The organism is Vibrio sp. SG41-7 (assembly GCF_014164465.1).
GTDB classification, from domain to species: domain Bacteria; phylum Pseudomonadota; class Gammaproteobacteria; order Enterobacterales; family Vibrionaceae; genus Vibrio; species Vibrio splendidus.
In genome coordinates, this window is record NZ_JACJFF010000001.1 from 45,679 (window position 1) to 61,947 (window position 16,269).

The 16,269-nt window shown below is 45.8% G+C and carries 11 protein-coding genes; 8 read left to right on the forward strand and 3 right to left on the reverse strand.

What is annotated here, in order from left to right:
* Positions 1 to 4: 4 nt before the first annotated feature.
* The 4 genes from recC to recD all read left to right on the forward strand — a co-directional run bounded on the left by recC (position 5) and on the right by recD (position 9,774).
* Positions 5 to 3,481 carry an exodeoxyribonuclease V subunit gamma gene (recC, locus tag H5300_RS00185; RefSeq protein ID WP_182795219.1) on the forward strand — a complete coding sequence of 1,159 codons (3,477 nt, stop codon included), beginning with the start codon at positions 5 to 7 and terminating at the stop codon, positions 3,479 to 3,481.
* Positions 3,482 to 3,487: 6 nt separating this feature from the next.
* Positions 3,488 to 3,634 carry a hypothetical protein gene (locus H5300_RS00190; RefSeq protein WP_175400154.1) on the forward strand — a complete coding sequence of 49 codons (147 nt, stop codon included), beginning with the start codon at positions 3,488 to 3,490 and terminating at the stop codon, positions 3,632 to 3,634.
* Positions 3,635 to 3,874: 240 nt separating this feature from the next.
* Positions 3,875 to 7,549 carry an exodeoxyribonuclease V subunit beta gene (gene recB, locus H5300_RS00195; RefSeq protein ID WP_182795220.1) on the forward strand — a complete coding sequence of 1,225 codons (3,675 nt, stop codon included), beginning with the start codon at positions 3,875 to 3,877 and terminating at the stop codon, positions 7,547 to 7,549.
* The gene (gene recD / locus H5300_RS00200) at positions 7,549 to 9,774 is read left to right on the forward strand and encodes an exodeoxyribonuclease V subunit alpha (RefSeq protein WP_182795221.1); all 2,226 of its coding nucleotides are present in this window, start codon (positions 7,549 to 7,551) and stop codon (positions 9,772 to 9,774) included. The genes recB and recD overlap by 1 nt, the downstream gene beginning before the upstream one ends.
* Before the next feature lie 81 nt (positions 9,775 to 9,855).
* On the opposite strand, the gene H5300_RS00205 is transcribed toward recD, so the two are convergent.
* Together H5300_RS00205 and argA are read right to left on the reverse strand one after the other, a co-directional pair.
* A complete protein-coding gene (locus H5300_RS00205; RefSeq protein WP_004735192.1) occupies positions 9,856 to 10,047 on the reverse strand; it encodes a hypothetical protein in 192 nt (63 codons plus the stop codon).
* A 283-nt stretch (positions 10,048 to 10,330) separates the two neighbouring features.
* Positions 10,331 to 11,668, reverse strand: coding sequence for an amino-acid N-acetyltransferase (argA, locus tag H5300_RS00210; protein ID WP_004735193.1), 1,338 nt, complete (start codon positions 11,666 to 11,668; stop codon positions 10,331 to 10,333).
* 163 nt (positions 11,669 to 11,831) lie between these two features.
* On the opposite strand from argA, the gene H5300_RS00215 reads away from it, so the two are divergent.
* The 4 genes from H5300_RS00215 (at position 11,832) to csdE (ending at position 14,924) form a co-directional block, all read left to right on the forward strand.
* Positions 11,832 to 12,305, forward strand: coding sequence for a DUF2850 domain-containing protein (locus tag H5300_RS00215; RefSeq protein ID WP_108195587.1), 474 nt, complete (start codon positions 11,832 to 11,834; stop codon positions 12,303 to 12,305).
* 81 nt (positions 12,306 to 12,386) lie between these two features.
* Positions 12,387 to 13,499, forward strand: coding sequence for a murein transglycosylase A (mltA, locus tag H5300_RS00220; protein WP_182795222.1), 1,113 nt, complete (start codon positions 12,387 to 12,389; stop codon positions 13,497 to 13,499).
* A gap of 113 nt (positions 13,500 to 13,612) precedes the next feature.
* Positions 13,613 to 14,422 carry a tRNA cyclic N6-threonylcarbamoyladenosine(37) synthase TcdA gene (gene tcdA, locus H5300_RS00225; RefSeq protein ID WP_017079921.1) on the forward strand — a complete coding sequence of 270 codons (810 nt, stop codon included), beginning with the start codon at positions 13,613 to 13,615 and terminating at the stop codon, positions 14,420 to 14,422.
* A gap of 73 nt (positions 14,423 to 14,495) precedes the next feature.
* Positions 14,496 to 14,924, forward strand: coding sequence for a cysteine desulfurase sulfur acceptor subunit CsdE (gene csdE / locus H5300_RS00230; RefSeq protein WP_017087709.1), 429 nt, complete (start codon positions 14,496 to 14,498; stop codon positions 14,922 to 14,924).
* A 69-nt stretch (positions 14,925 to 14,993) separates the two neighbouring features.
* Here csdE and csdA read toward each other — a convergent pair whose 3' ends face one another.
* Positions 14,994 to 16,205 (reverse strand): cysteine desulfurase CsdA, encoded by a 1,212-nt coding sequence (gene csdA / locus H5300_RS00235; protein ID WP_182795223.1) that lies wholly within the window; start codon positions 16,203 to 16,205, stop codon positions 14,994 to 14,996.
* Positions 16,206 to 16,269: the final 64 nt, after the last annotated feature.

Sequence of the window (16,269 nt, forward strand, 5' to 3'; positions counted from 1 at the left end):
CACTTTGTTTACTGTTTACCATTCCAATAAAGTAGATACTTTAAAAATCCTTCTCGTTCACTTAATTAAAAGTGACCCTTTAGCCAATCCTTTCGAAAAAGAGCAGATCTTGGTTCAGAGCCCAGGTATGTCTCAATGGCTTAAGATGGAACTCGCCAAAGAGTTTGGCGTAGCAGCAAATATCGATTTCCCACTTCCAGCAACCTTCATTTGGGATATGTTTACCCAAGTGCTTCCTGATGTTCCTAAACGCAGTGCTTTTAACAAAGAAGCGATGACATGGAAGTTGATGAGTTTGCTACCCGCTAAGCTTGACCACTCTGATTTTTTACCTCTACAACGCTACCTTGAAAACGACGAAGATGATTCGAAGTTGTATCAATTGGCAGAAAAAATTGCCGATATCTTCGATGGCTACTTGGTGTATAGACCTGAATGGATGGCGATGTGGGAAGCGGGAGAGCCCATTGCAGAACTTATCGATGATGAGGGACAACAAGAGCATCCTTGGCAACCGATTTTGTGGCAAGCACTCTATGAGAAAACCTTGTCTCAAGGCCAATCTAAATATCACCGTGGCAACTTGTATCACGACTTCATTGAAGCGCTAGCCAAGCAACAAGGTCAACTGCAACATCTGCCTAAACGCTTATTTGTGTTTGGTATTTCTTCGTTGCCTCCTCGCTACATGGATGCATTGAAAGCGCTTGGCGAGCAGATTGATGTGCACTTGATGTTTACCAATCCTTGCCAACATTACTGGGGCGATATTCACGATCGTAAATACTTGGCAAGAGTCGAAGCACAGCGCCGCAAGCAGTTTGCTTTGATTGATGGTTTACCTGAATTGGAAGGTGAAGCTTCACCACTGAAAGATGGCATTGAAGCCAACGTTGAAGACGAACTACACACCAGCCAAGCTGTCGGTAATAGTTTGCTGGCGTCTATGGGTAAATTAGGCAGAGATAACCTGTTCTTGTTATCTCAATCAGACAGTGAAGAGCACGAGTTTTTCATTGATGTTGAGAGAGACAGCCTACTTCATCAGCTGCAAGCCGATATTCTCCAGCTAGAAGAACATCAAGACGACCACATCTTAGATTCTAGCAACCATAAACAGGTGGTTGAGCTTGGTGATCGCTCTCTGACCGTACATGCGTGTCACAGCCCAATGCGTGAGGTTGAAGTTCTTCATGACCAGCTATTGGCGATGTTTGATGCCGACTCGACACTAAAACCACGCGATATCATCGTGATGGTGTCTGACATTAATGCTTATAGCCCAGCGATTCAGGCGGTATTTGGTAATGCTCCTGGTGAGCGTTATATCCCTTACTCGATCTCTGATAGAACCGCAGACCAAGAAAGCCCAATTCTGACCGCCTTCATGCAGTTAGTCGCGCTACCGAACACGCGCTGTTTAGCCTCTGAGTTACTAGAGCTATTAGAAATTCCTGCGATGATGGCACGCTTTGGTATTGACGAGTTTCAATTCGAGCAAGCCAAGCAGTGGGTTGAAGAAGCGGGTATCCGTTGGGGGGTTGATGCTTCAACGGCGACAGAATTTGATCTACCTGCGACCGAGCAAAATACTTGGCTATTCGGCATTCAGCGAATGTTATTAGGCTATGCGATGTCGGACTCTGCGGGTTTATTTGAAACTGAACACTCTCCGATTGCCGCTTATAACGAAGTTCAAGGCATTAACGCCGAACTTGCAGGCAAGTTAGCTCACTTTATCGATCGTATTGCCCATTACCGTCAACTTTTAACTGAAACACAATCTATCGATATGTGGCGTGAAACCTTGCTGCAAATGATTGATGACTTCTTTGCGGTTGAACTAGAAGGCGAGGTGGTGCTTAAGTCGATTCGTGATGCGCTTTCTCAATTAAATGAACAGCTTGATGATGCCTTGTATGAGCAAGAGTTGTCGCCAAGCATTATCTACCAGTACCTCAATAATAAGTTATCTGGTGCGCGTATTAGCCAGCGTTTCTTAGCGGGGCAAGTTAACTTTTGTACCTTGATGCCGATGCGTTCTATTCCGTTCAAAACCGTTTGTCTATTAGGCATGAATGACGGGGTTTACCCTCGCTCAATGCCCCCAGAAGGTTTTGATTTAATTAATGGGCGCACTCGTCCAGGTGATCGTTCTCGTCGTGATGATGACCGTTATCTATTCTTAGAAGCGATGTTGTCAGCACAAGAGTGCTTGTACATCAGCTATGTCGGCCGCTCTATTCAAGATAATACCGAGCGAGTGCCATCGGTATTGGTTTCAGAGTTGATCGAGTACTGCCAACAGAACTATTGCTTAAGTGAAGATCAAGCATTACCAAGCGATGATTCTGGGGTCAACCTGACTCAAGCGATCAGCTTTGAACACACCATGACACCGTTCAGCCCTGCTGCGTTTACTCAAGGTGACGCAAGCCATGTATTGAGCTACGCCAAAGAGTGGCTACCTGCGGCAAATCGTTCTGGCGAACGCAGTGGTGAATTCAATCGTGCATTGGATGATTATTTGCTGGGTGCGACGTACCCGTTAGAACTCGACTTGGTTGAGTTACAGCGTTTTTGGCGTTTGCCAGTGCAGTACTTCTTTAATCGCCGCCTAAAAGTGGTATTTGAGCCGCCACTTCCAGTGATGGAAGACGATGAGCCATTTGTACTTAATGGTTTAGAGAGTTTCCAACTTAAGGATGCTTTGCTGCAAGTGCTGCTAGACCACCCTGAAGGTGCAGACGAAGCGGTTCGATTGTTTGTCTCTGAGCAAAAAGCACAGGGCCGATTACCGGTCGGCGCCTTTGGTGATATCGAATTTGAAACCAACCGTGTTCAAGCGGAAGACTTAGCCAAAGAGATTCGATTTGTGAGCGGATCACCGCAGCAAGATCTCGAAGTGAATATCGAATTTGATGTGTTAGGCGAAGGTAAGCCTGTTCGTTTGATGGGTTGGTTAACTCAAAACTATCAATCGGGTCTAGTTCGTTTCCGTAGCGGTAAAATACGCTCTCAAGATTATTTGGCAGCGTGGATTGATCATTTATGTTGTGCAGTGATGGGACACGGAAAAACGACTCATATTATTGGCTATGACAGAAAAGAGGGCGTTGTTCACCAAACGCTACAACCTATCGGCGATGCACAGCAGGCGAAGAGCTTGTTGGCTGAGTTAGTACGATTGTTTTATCAAGGCATGACAGCGCCATTGCCTTACTTCCCGAAAACCGCATTAGCTGGTGTTGAAGCGGGCTTTAGTCGTGGGAAATGGGTCGATGACGAAGAAAAGTCCCTTAAGAAAATGGCCGATACCTTTAATGACAGCTTCGCCTTCACGGGCGAGGGTAGAGATACCTACATCTCACGAATCTGGTCTAAATGGGACGATGAATTGGCTACTGAGTCGCGCATGTATTCAACGCTTGTGCTACAGGCGGCAAGGTTGGCTGCTGCCGATCTGGAAGATCAGGAGTAACTGGTTGTGATCGACAAGATCGATAACGAGTGTGCTGAATTAATGAAAAACGAAAGAGAGTTGCTGGTCAGCATTTGGGATGCTTGCTTTCAAGGTGAAGAGAAGCAAGGTACAGGAAATAAAGTGGCCGCCAGTAAATCATTATTAGTGTAGGGCGTTCGCTGTACGGCCACAGGTCAGAGGGACCATTATTCTGTGGTTCAAAGTAACGCATGAGTATAAAACTCGTAGGCGATCCTGAACTCGTGGGCGCATAGTAGCGAGGCGATCTGAATTGATCCGTGAGAGAGATCGCACTAACTATTAACAAAATGGCGTAGGACGTAAATTGAATGACATTTTCTACGCTAGGTCACATTTGTAACAAACTAATTTATCAGAAGGCAGTAAGGCATGACGACCACAAGCAGTGTTCAGGTAATCGCTCCACAGACACTCGATACGATGACGTTTCCACTTCATGGCGCGCGTTTAATTGAAGCATCAGCGGGTACGGGTAAAACATTTACTATTGCTGGCTTGTATTTGCGCTTACTGCTGGGGCACGGCACTGCTGCGCCGCTAGGCGATCTGACTGAAGCCACTCGACATCATGAGCCGCTAACCGTAGACCAAATTCTGGTGGTGACCTTTACTGAAGCGGCAACGGCTGAGCTGCGAGATCGTATCCGTGCTCGAATCCATGATGCGCGTATTGCGTTTGCACGTGGGCAAAGTGACGACCCAGTGATTGCGCCTTTGTTACAAGCAATCGATGATCATGCTGGCGCGGCAAAAACTCTTCTTAACGCTGAAAGACAAATGGATGAAGCAGCGGTCTACACCATTCACGGTTTCTGTCAGCGAATGTTGACTCAAAATGCCTTCGAGTCTGGAAGCCGCTTTGATAATGAATTTGTGACCGATGAAAGCCATCTGAAAGCGCAAGTGGTAGCCGACTATTGGCGTAAGCAGTTTTACCCGCTGCCAATTCGATTGGCTGGCGAAGTGCGAAATATTTGGGGATCTCCCGCTTCGTTATTGGCTGACGTAAATCGCTATCTGACGGGTTCTCCACTAAAGCTAACCGTGGAAGCAATGTCGGGTGACTTGCAAACTCTACACGACCAAAACCTAGATAAAGTTAAGCAACTTAAGGCGTTGTGGTGCGAATCCGAAGCGGACTTTTTGGCTTTGATCTCAGGTTCAGATGTGAACAAGCGCAGCTACACCAAGAAGTCTTTGCCTACTTGGTTAGAAGCCGTCACAGCATGGGCGCAGAGCGACACTCATGATTACCAGTTTCCAGATAAACTAGAGAAGTTCTCACAAGCCACGTTAATTGAAAAAACACCGAAAGGCACTGCACCTCAGCACGCCGTTTTCGAAGCGATTGAGGACTTCTTAAATTCTCCAGCAGATCTAAAAGCTCCATTGCTGGCGCATGCCATTACCCATTGCCGAACCATGTTAGCCAAAGCTAAACAGCAAAAGCAGTGGTTATCGTTTGATGATTTGTTGACTCAGTTATCCGCGTCCATTGATGTGGATGAGCAATCATTGCTAGTGGAGAGAATTCGAACCTTATACCCAGTGGCGATGATCGATGAATTCCAAGATACCGATCCGCTGCAATACAGTATTTTTAGCCGAATCTACCTCGATAACCCGCAGTGTGGCTTGTTTATGATCGGTGACCCGAAGCAGGCTATCTATGGTTTCCGCGGTGCAGATATCTTTACCTATATCAAGGCGAGAAACCAAGTTAGTGCTCACTACACGCTAGGGACTAACTGGCGTTCAAGCGCCGACATGGTCAGTGCGGTAAACCAAGTGTTTATGAATTCGGATAGCCCGTTTATCTACGACCAAGACATTCCATTTTTGCCCGTCGCAGCGAGCCCATCGGCTGATAAACGCCAATGGGTAATGAACGGAGAAACTCAGCACGCACTGACCTTTTGGCTGCAAGATGCTGAAGATAAGCCATTACCAAAAGGCGAATATCACAAAGCCATGGCTGAGGCGACGGCGAGTCAAATTCAAACTATTCTGACCGCTTCTCAAAACCAACAAGCCTATTTTGATAACGGTAAAAAACAACATGCTGTGAATGCGGGTGATATTGCTGTCTTGGTTCGAACCGGTAGTGAAGGTCGCCTGATTAAGAACGCGTTGTCGGAACAAGGCATTGCGAGTGTGTATTTGTCTAACCGAGATAGCGTGTTCACCAGTTTGGTCGCACAAGATATTCAACGTTTGTTGCAGGCGGTGCTGACACCTGAAAATGACCGTGCATTGCGCGCCAGTTTGGCGTCGGAGTTGTTTGCTCTGGATGCCGCATCATTGGATGAACTCAACAACGATGAAGTGGTGTGGGAAAACGTCGTTAACGAATTCCGAGAATACCGTAAGTTGTGGCTTCAGCGCGGCGTGTTGCCAATGCTTCGCAGCGTGATCAGTAAACGACATCTCGCAGAACGCTTACTGGAAGAAGAAAATGGTGAGCGCTCACTCACTGATTTAATGCACATTGGCGAGTTGTTGCAACAAGCAAGACAAGAACTCGACAGTGACTATGGCTTGTTGCGTTGGTTGGCAGAAGTGATATCAGATGCACAAAATGGTTTAGGCGGGAGTGATGACGACATTCAACGCCTTGAATCAGAAAGAAACTTAGTTCAAATCGTTACTATTCATAAATCGAAAGGTCTGGAATATGATCTAGTATTTCTGCCGTTTGTCGCGAGCTACCGTGAAGCGAGTGAAGGCAAGTTCTACGATCACGACTCAGATACCACAGTGCTTGATATTACGGGTAGCGATAGTGCCTTAGCGCAAGCCGATAAAGAGCGATTAGCGGAAGACTTACGCTTGATCTACGTAGCGCTGACTCGTGCTGTTTATGGATGTTTTATTGGCATGGCACCGCTACGTAAAGGGCGTTCAACTAAAGAGCCAACTGGCGTTCACTTAAGTGCGATGGGCTACTTGGTTCAAAACGGACAAGAGCAAGGCATCGCCGAGTTACATCAAGCTCTGTCAGCGATTGAGGGTAAGAATTCAAGCGTATTGCTGTCTGAAACACCAACCGCTCACGAGCAAGTTTTTGTACAAGCAGAACAAGTGAGTGACGACTTACAGGCCAGTGAGCTCAAGGCTTCAATTGACCGAGCTTGGCGTATCACCAGTTACTCAGGACTAGTCAAACAGGGCAGCCAAGGAGCAAGCCATGATGCGACCATTGAGGTGTCTGGCTTTGATATTGATTCGGCGGATGAACAAGACGAGTCTGAGTTGATAGAACCTGAACGTTCTATATTCACCTTCCCTCGTGGCGCTCGTCCAGGTACCTTCTTGCACACCTTGTTTGAGGATGTTGAATTTACCGAGCCAGCAACCAGCGCACATAACGCGCAAGTAATCACTCACTTATTAGAGTCAGAGCAATACGAACTCGAGTGGCTACCCGTGCTTCAACAACTTGTCGATACGGTGCTGAACACCGCGTTGGATGGTAAAAATCTAAAACTTAGCGAGAAAGACTCAACGCAACGATTGGTCGAGATGGAATTCTTATTGCCGATCGAAGTGTTGGCTGCATCTGAGCTCAATCAAACCATTCAGTACCATGATCCGCTATCAGCAAAAGCGGGCGACCTAGGTTTCCAAACCGTGCAAGGCATGTTGAAAGGCTTTATCGATTTGGTGTTTGAGCATCAAGGTAAATACTATGTACTCGACTGGAAATCGAACCATCTAGGTGATGACGTTGCCGTCTACCATGGTGAAGCATTGAAATCGGCGATGGCCGACCACCGTTACGATCTGCAATATCAAATCTATGCGTTGGCATTGCATCGCTTCTTACGCAGCCGCGTTGCGGATTATAGTTATGAACAACATTTCGGTGGGGTTTATTACTTGTTCTTAAGAGGAATGGACGGCCAATCTCAACAAGGTATTTTCTCGGCGAAACCAACACTGGCTTTGCTCGATGAAATGGATCAATTGATTGACGGTAAAGTGATAGACAGACGTTCAGCACAATTGAATGACAATGAAACTGGACAGATGGGGCTTCTATAATGACAACGACGACCACTAATACCAGCATAGAAACAGCGAACTCTGTTAATCCAGTTTCACTTATCCCTGAGCAGTTAATGGATGTACTCAAGTTTCTTGCAGAAAAGGGTTCGATTCGTCAGTTGGATTATCAATTTGCCCGTTTTATTGCGCAGCAAGCGACTAGTTACTCTCAAGAGATCGGTTTTCTCGCTGGGGTGGTGAGCCATGAATTGGGCAAGGGGCATATTTGTACTCAGCTTATACAGCAGTATACGGTAGGCCCTGAACAAACGGCGGATCTTGCTCAGTTACTTGGGTTGTACGGTGAAACTGCCCTGCAATTGAATCAAAAGTTATTAGGTACTGATTGGGTGTCGGTACTTCAATCGTCAAACCTAGTAGGTTCAACCAATGACTGTGTTAAGCCGCTGATGTTTGATGGACAGCGTGTCTACTTACAGCGTTATTGGAACTACGAAGTTGTGTTGGCTGAGACCTTAAACCGTTTAAGTAAGCCAGTAGAGTTCAACTCTGAGCAGAAAAAAGCGCTAACCGAAACGTTGAATCAGTTATTCGCACGCAGTTACCATTTTCTGTTTAATGCCTTAGCCAAGGCTGAAGCAAACCAACAAACGTCTCAGGTATTACGCCAACAACTGGTGTGTGACCATCTAGATATTGTCGACGAACATGTTTTGGATTGGGGTGCGATAGACCAAGTGATTGTCCAAGCCAAGCAAGTGACAGATTTAGATGCGCTGGATAGCCTCGTGCCGTTATCTGTTTGTTTGAATTGGCAAAAAGTTGCGGCAGCGGTGGCGTTAAGTCGACGTTTTGCGGTTATTTCTGGCGGACCGGGCACCGGTAAAACGACCACGGTAACTAAGTTACTTTCGGCTATGGTCGAGCAATCGCTAAGCCAAGGTAAAACACCGACGATCAAGTTAGTGGCACCGACAGGTAAAGCGGCAGCACGTTTAACTGAGTCGATTGGTAAAGCGATTGAGCAGCTACCATTAGCACCTGAAGTGAAGAGCAACATACCGACTGAATCCAGTACTTTACATAGATTACTCGGCGCGATTCCTAATCGAGCGGAATTTAGACATAACCGACGTAATCCACTTCACCTTGATATCTTGGTGGTGGATGAGGCATCGATGGTCGACTTATCGATGATGTATAAGCTGGTGGATGCGCTTCCTGAGCACGCAAGGCTGATTCTGCTTGGCGATAAAGATCAACTCGCTTCAGTTGAGGCAGGTGCTGTGCTCGGTGATATCTGTTCATTCAACTCAGCAGGGTACAGTACAACGCAAGGCAACTTGATTGCGGAGATGACAGGCTTTGATGCGATAGCTAAACCAAGACAAGACAAAGCTGGATCGGTGAATCCGCCTGCGATTGCAGACAGCTTGTGTATGCTGCAGAAGAGTTATCGTTTCGACGCGCGTTCAGGTATCGGCCAACTTGCAAAAGCGATCAATAATGGTTCTGCGAGTCAGGTGGATCAAGTTTTTTCGAAAGGGTTTGATGACATCGAAAACCATCCCCTGTCGAGTGACAGCTATAACTTGATGTTGCGAACTTTGGTCAATGAATATGGTGGATATCTCAATAGAATGAATGTGCCGCTTGAAGAGCGAGAGACTCAAGAATCACGCGCAAAATCGGTTCTCGACCTGTTTAGCCAATGTCGATTGCTGTGTTCTATTCGTGAAGGTGACTTTGGTGTTAAAGGCCTCAACCACAGAATCGAAAGGGCGCTTGCCGCAAGACGTTTGGTGAGCCCTCATAATGATGAGCTGTGGTATCACGGGCGACCAGTCATGGTGACGCGTAATGATCATGGTTTAGGTTTGTACAATGGTGATATTGGCATCTGTATGCTCGAAGCCGATTCAACGACTTTAGAGTCAAATAGTGCGAATTCCACACCTAGACTGAAGGTGTATTTTGAGTTGCCAGATGGCAGTGTGAAAGCTGTGCTTCCAAGCAGAGTCCCCGATCATGAGACCGCTTATGCGATGACGATACACAAATCTCAAGGCAGTGAATTTGATCTGACCTTAATGATCTTGCCGCCGGATTTCAGCCCTATTTTAACGCGAGAGCTTATCTATACCGGTATTACACGTGCGAAGAAACGACTGATGATGTTCAGTGATACCAACGTGTTGAAGCGTGGGATTAAGGTGAAAACAGAACGAGTGAGTGGTTTAGGCAGTAGGTTAACGAATTAGTCGTTAATGGCCGCTAGAAAAGGGCTTGAACTTAGAACTAGATAAACACAAAGCAACCATCCCTGGTTGCTTTGAACGTTATTAAGACTCTTTGCTTAAAAACGCTCGAGTAAACGATATATGGTTTATCTTGTACTTTGCTTGGCAATTCAAAATAAACTCTTTTAGATTCTCGCTAACAGGGAACACGCAGTGTACGTCTAGCCCTTCTAAGAATTGGTTATCAGCCATATCCCAAAAACTTTGCAGCGAGTTACAAACAATGGTTCTCATATCAATGTTGCTCTTTTTGCTGTTTATATTAACGAGCAGAGCTAATGGTTAGCGTGCTGACCGTCAACGGGTATAGCAATCCGTGCAGTGACCATCTCAATGAGTTCGATAGGACTATCGAGATGGCAATTCCAATAAAAACATTTGTTAATATTATAAAGCGCCTAAATTCTATACAATTATTCGTGTGAGTGAAAGTGCATATTTGATAAATCTCATATAGTAAACGATTACATTTGCAATTATTTTCCCATTAAATTGAGATTCCGCTCCAAAACTTTATTTATACGTTTAGCGCTAAGATTTTTGAGTTTCTCTGATAGTTGTATAGCCCTTGTTTTTCCATCGGTAACTCGTCCACGCCTATCTCGTAAAACCCCTGCTCACGGAACCAGTGAAGGCTGTGCGTAGTAAGGACAAAGATCTGGTCGATATCACGAGATTTTGATTGGTGGCGCATGTAATCCAGCAGTAACTGGCCACGGTTTCCATCGCGATAGTCTGGGTGGATAGCAACACAGGCCATCTCTGCCATGTGGTCTTCTGGATACGCGTATAGCGCAGCGCAACCAATAATTAGGCCGTCTTTTTCGATAATGGTAAAGCGATAGATCTCTTGCTCTAACTGCTCTCTTGAACGGCGAACTAAGATGCCTTGTTCTTCCAGTGGACGAATGAGGTCAAAGATGCCACCGATATCATCAATCTGAGCTTGTCTTACTTGCTCGGCACTTGCCATGACCACTTGGGTGCCAATACCATCAAAAGAGAATAGCTCTTGAATTAATGCGCCATCCACTTTGTAGCTGATTAGATGACAACGAGGCACTCCAGCACGACAAGCAGAGATAGCACCTTTTAAGAAGCGTAACGTACCAGTGCTCATATCTTCTTTAGGGTTCTGAGATTCCGTTAAGCGTTCTAGAATTTGCTTGGCGTCTTTAGGGAAGAGTTCGGCGAGTACATTACCGCTTTCATCGGTTACCCCTTGCTCTGAACAAAAACCAATCAGCTTGTCGGCCTTTAAACGAATAGCAACTTGGGTTGCGACCTCTTCAGAAAGCAGGTTAAAGCTTTCGCCAGTCACGGAGCTAGCAATAGGCCCTAGAAGGACGATGGAACCTTGGTCAAGTGTGCGATTAATCCCTTCGATGTCTATTCTACGAATACGCCCGCTGTGGCAATAATCCGTACCATCATCGACACCTAGCGGCTGAGCGGTAATGAAGTTACCACTCATCACATTGAGTTGAGTGCCTGCCATCGGGGTGTTGTTTAGGCTCATTGAAAGTCGAGCTGTGATGGCAAGTTGTAGTTGGCCAGCTGCCTGCATCGCGACACCTAAAGAATATTCGTCAGTAACTCTAATATTCTTATGGTAAGGCGTGTGGCAATCTTGCCTTGCTAATAGTTGGTTGATCTGTGGTCTTGCTCCGTGAACGAGAACAATTTTTACCCCAAGGCTGTGGAGTAAGGCTATATCGCTAATTATGTTGCCAAAGTTTCTATCGGCAACGGCTTCGCCACCAAGCATAATAACCATGGTTTTGCCACGGTGAGCGTTCACGTAAGGGGTTGATTGTCTGAAACCTTTTACTAGCGCTGTACTTCTTAATTTCACAGAACAAGTCCATTTGTGTTTATTTATTCGCTAATTTAGCATTTAAATTCAAATATGAACAACACCTTTTTTGGAATAAAGCGCAAACTATTCTCATCTAGGGTTCATTATATAAACTGTCTCAGTGTAGAATGCATATAGCATCTTTATGAGTCGTAACCGAATGCACCAAGCTCCAGCAACAAAGAACAAAATCGATGAGATTACCCAAGGCCTCTACAGTGAAGTTGAGCAACGCAATCAATCTAAGTTGAAGCGTAAGATTATTGAACGCTGTTTAATGGTTTTAGCTTTGGTGGGATCGTTTGCTGTGGTTTCCTTGTTCGGTGATGTGCTTTCCCGAGTACAAGATGCGGCAACGCCCGACAATCTGATATACGGTACGTGGGTAGAGCAGGACGTTGCACATTATGCGACAGACGAATTTCGACTAAATACTAATGGCGTGTCAGTGCGTGGGTCTGTTGTTTCGACGAGTTTTGACTTTGATGGTAACTACTTCGAATATAAAGCGGGTGATAAAACCTATCGCTTCCGCATGACCAATTCTGACAACACAGAAATGGTGCTCGATTCTGATAATCACTACAATCCCGTCTTCCGCCTTAAAGGCCATATCGAGAACTCAGTCCGATAGGTTATCTTATTGTAAACTCTTACAATCTACGATTGTGTTATCTGACTGTTTTTGTCATCCTCGATGCATAGAATTTTTAGGATGACTCTTGTGATTAAAAAATGGCTTCCCCTTGTCGCTGCCTCTTTCTTATTTGGCTGTGCTCAACCGACTGATCTTGCTCAACAACACATTGATGACGAATTTCCCCGCACCTTAAATAAGGTCGATCAGGTTGAATCCAATAAACCAAGAGACTACACCGCATTTGTAGAGCAAGCTGAAATGGTGGTTTCTAAATCCCCTTCGATGGCTAAAATCTATGAGCCGCTTTATCAGCAACTCAATGAGTGGGCGATGCAAAGTGGAGATCCAAGCGAGCTCGCTAACTTTGGCGTTCAAACTGCTCAATTGGGTGGTGGTGATAAGCAAGGCAACGTTTTGTTCACGGGGTACTTTTCTCCTGTAATGGAGCTACGCCACGAAGCCAGTGAAGAATACCGTTTCCCAGTTTACGGGCTTCCTGAGTGTGGCAAAGAGTGCCCAACACGCGAAGAGATTTACAATGGCGCATTAGAAGGTCAAGGCCTTGAGTTAGGTTACTCGGCGAACTGCATCGATCCATTTATGATGGAAGTGCAGGGCAGTGGATTCGTGCATTTCGGTGATGACGATACGTTGCAGTATTTCGCATACGCGGGTAAGAACAATAAAGCTTACGTGAGCATTGGCCGTGTTTTGATCGAGCGAGGCTTAGTTCCACGCGAAAAAATGTCACTGAAAGCAATCAAAGAGTGGGTATTGGCAAACGATCCTGAAGTAGTCAAAGAGCTGCTTGAGCAAAACCCATCTTTCGTGTTTTTTGAAGCGAGAGACGACCTATCAGTAATGGGCAGCGCGGGCATCCCTCTATTACCTATGGCGGCAGTCGCGGGCGATCGCTCTATATTGCCTATGGGGACGCCAATCCTGGCTGAGGTTCCATTATTGAATGCAGACGGTACTTGGAGCGGTGCGCACCAACTAAGACTGTTACTGGTTTTGGATACCGGTGGCGCAGTTAAGCAGAACCATTTGGATCTCTACCATGGTATGGGGCCAAGAGCAGGAACTGAAGCGGGTCATTACAAGCATTTTGGTCGTGTATGGAAGCTTGGCTTAGATGGCAGTGCAACCGAAGCGCCTTGGGCTTTGCCTCCTGAAAAGGTCGAGTAAACAACAATAAAATAGGGTATTGAAAGCGAATCGCTAATCCCCTAGACTTTTAATTCAAGAGTGCGTATAAAACGCACTCTTTTCTTTTTCTCAGAAATAAATTGGCGGCAACAATGCGTGAATTGACCACTCCAGCTTCAGAAAACTATGACCAACGATTTGGTGGCACTCGTCGCTTATATGGCAATAGTGAAGTCGACATACTTAGAGCAGCACACGTGTGTGTGATCGGTATTGGCGGTGTAGGTTCATGGGCTGTTGAAGCGCTTGCTCGTACTGGTTTAGGTGAGCTGACTTTGATCGATATGGATGATGTGTGTGTGACTAACATCAACCGTCAAATCCACGCAATGTCGGGTACCGTCGGTAAGAGCAAAATCGAAGTGATGGCAGAACGCGTCAAACTGATTAACCCTGAGTGTAAAGTGAACCTGATTGATGACTTTATTGGTCCTGATAATCAGGCTGAATACCTATCGAAAGAGTTCGACTTTGTGTTAGATGCGATTGATAGTATGAAAGCTAAGGCTTCACTGTTGGCATATTGTCGTAGTAACAAAATTAAGGTGATCACCACCGGTGGCGCGGGTGGGCAAGTCGACCCGACTCAAATCAAAGTGGCCGATCTGACTAAGACGATTCAAGATCCGCTAGCGAAGAAGCTAAAAGACACCCTTCGTCGTCATCATAATTTCCCTAAGAACCCTGCGCGTAAGTTTGGTATCGATTGTGTGTTCTCGACTGAACAGCTGAAATACCCTCAAGCTGACGGCAGTGTATGTGCTGCGAAAGCAACAGCGGAAGGTCCAAAACGCATGGACTGTGCGACGGGTTTTGGCGCTGCGACAGTAGTTACTGCGACTTTTGGTTTTGTGGCTGTTTCACGTATTGTTGAAAAGCTGATTCAAAAGCACTCTAAGTAGTTCTCTATTATTTGCTTGAGAACACTAAACCATTGTCACCTGTACATTTAGTCATAATCTATTGGATATTAAAATGATGTCATTCCCAAGCTCTCCATTCGGCACTGAAATTACCAGTGATGATATTGTCGCGAAAATGCAGACATTCAGCGGCTGGGAAGACCGTTATCGTCAAGTTATTCAATGGGGTAAGAAATTACCTAGCATGCCTGATGAGCTGAAGAGTGAGCAGGTTGTAGTTTCTGGTTGTGAAAGCCAAGTCTGGCTAGTTTCTCAAAACATCGACGGTGTTTGGTATTTTTGTGCTGATTCTGATGCTCGTATCGTGCGCGGCCTGATTGCATTAGTGATGGCTGCGTATGATGGAAAAACATCAGAGCAGGTTCAAGCGTTCGATATTGATGGTTACTTTGAACAAATCGGTTTAATTACCCACCTTAGCCCATCTCGCGGGAACGGATTAAAAGCGATCGTTGCTCAAATCCAAGAGCTAAGTGCTTAATATCTCTTAGATACACAGAAACGAAAAGGGTTGACGCTAAACGCCAACCCTAAATAATCTCGCTACTCCCTAAAGCATATCAACGGCTTTTTCTATCGCAGCTATAAGCTTATCAACGTCATCCGTATTGTTGTAAATACCAAATGAAATTCGAACCGTTCCTTTCACATTAAGCGCATCCATCAATGGGTGAGCACAATGATGCCCGGCACGTACCGCGATCCCTTGCTGATCCAACAGTGTCGCAATGTCTTGATGGTGAACACCATCCATCACAAAAGTAATCACGCTTGCGTTGGGCTGATACCCCAAAACCTGAATATCATCCAGTTTACTGAGTGCACGGTAGGTTTCGTGCTGAAGCTGGTGGATATGATTTTCGACATCTTGCTGTGCAAAACCACTCAACCATTCTATCGCGGTGCTTAATGCAATCGCTCCCGCCACATTTGGCGTGCCCGCTTCGAATTTGCCAGGCAGTTCTGAAAAAGTAGTGCCAGAGAAAGAGACGCGCTCAACCATTTTGCCACCGCCATGCCAAGGTGGCATCGCTTCTAACAATTCAAGCTTGCCGTAAAGCACACCGATACCCGCCGGGGCATAGAGCTTGTGGCCTGAGAATACGTAGAAATCCGCGCCTAAAGCAGCAACATCACTAGGCTCATGAACGATCCCTTGCGCGCCATCGACTACCACAATCGCATTCATCTTATGTGCTTTCTCGATGACGGCTTCAATTGGCTGACGCGAACCCGTTACGTTGGTTATCTGAGCTAATGCAACAATCTTGGTTTGTTCATTTAAAAGTGCATCAAACGCAGTGAGGTCAAACTCACAATCCGATGTCATCGGTACTTTAACGACTTTAGCGCCGGTTTGTTCTGCCACAATTTGCCAAGGCACCATGTTGGCGTGATGTTCCATTTCACTCACTAAGATCTCATCGCCTGGCTGAAGGGTACTTCTTGCATACGTTTGAGCAATGAGGTTAAGTGCTTCGGTAGCGCCACGAGTCCAGATGATCTCTTTTGAAGAGCTTGCACCAATAAACTGAGCGACCTTATCTCTTGCCGCTTCAAACTGACTGGTCGCGTTCGCTGTTAAGCTATGACTACCACGGTGAACATTAGCATTTTGTTTGGAGTAATATTGGCTAATGGCATCAATAACCACCTGAGGTTTTTGTGTCGTTGCCGCGCTGTCTAAGTAAATCAATGGTTGTTGATTGATGGTTTGTGATAGCGCAGGAAACTGCTCTCGGATGTGATTGATATCAAGCATCTATTCTTACCTAAAATCTTGGATATTGAAGCTAGCGTTATGCTTAGCGGTATTGTTATTTTAT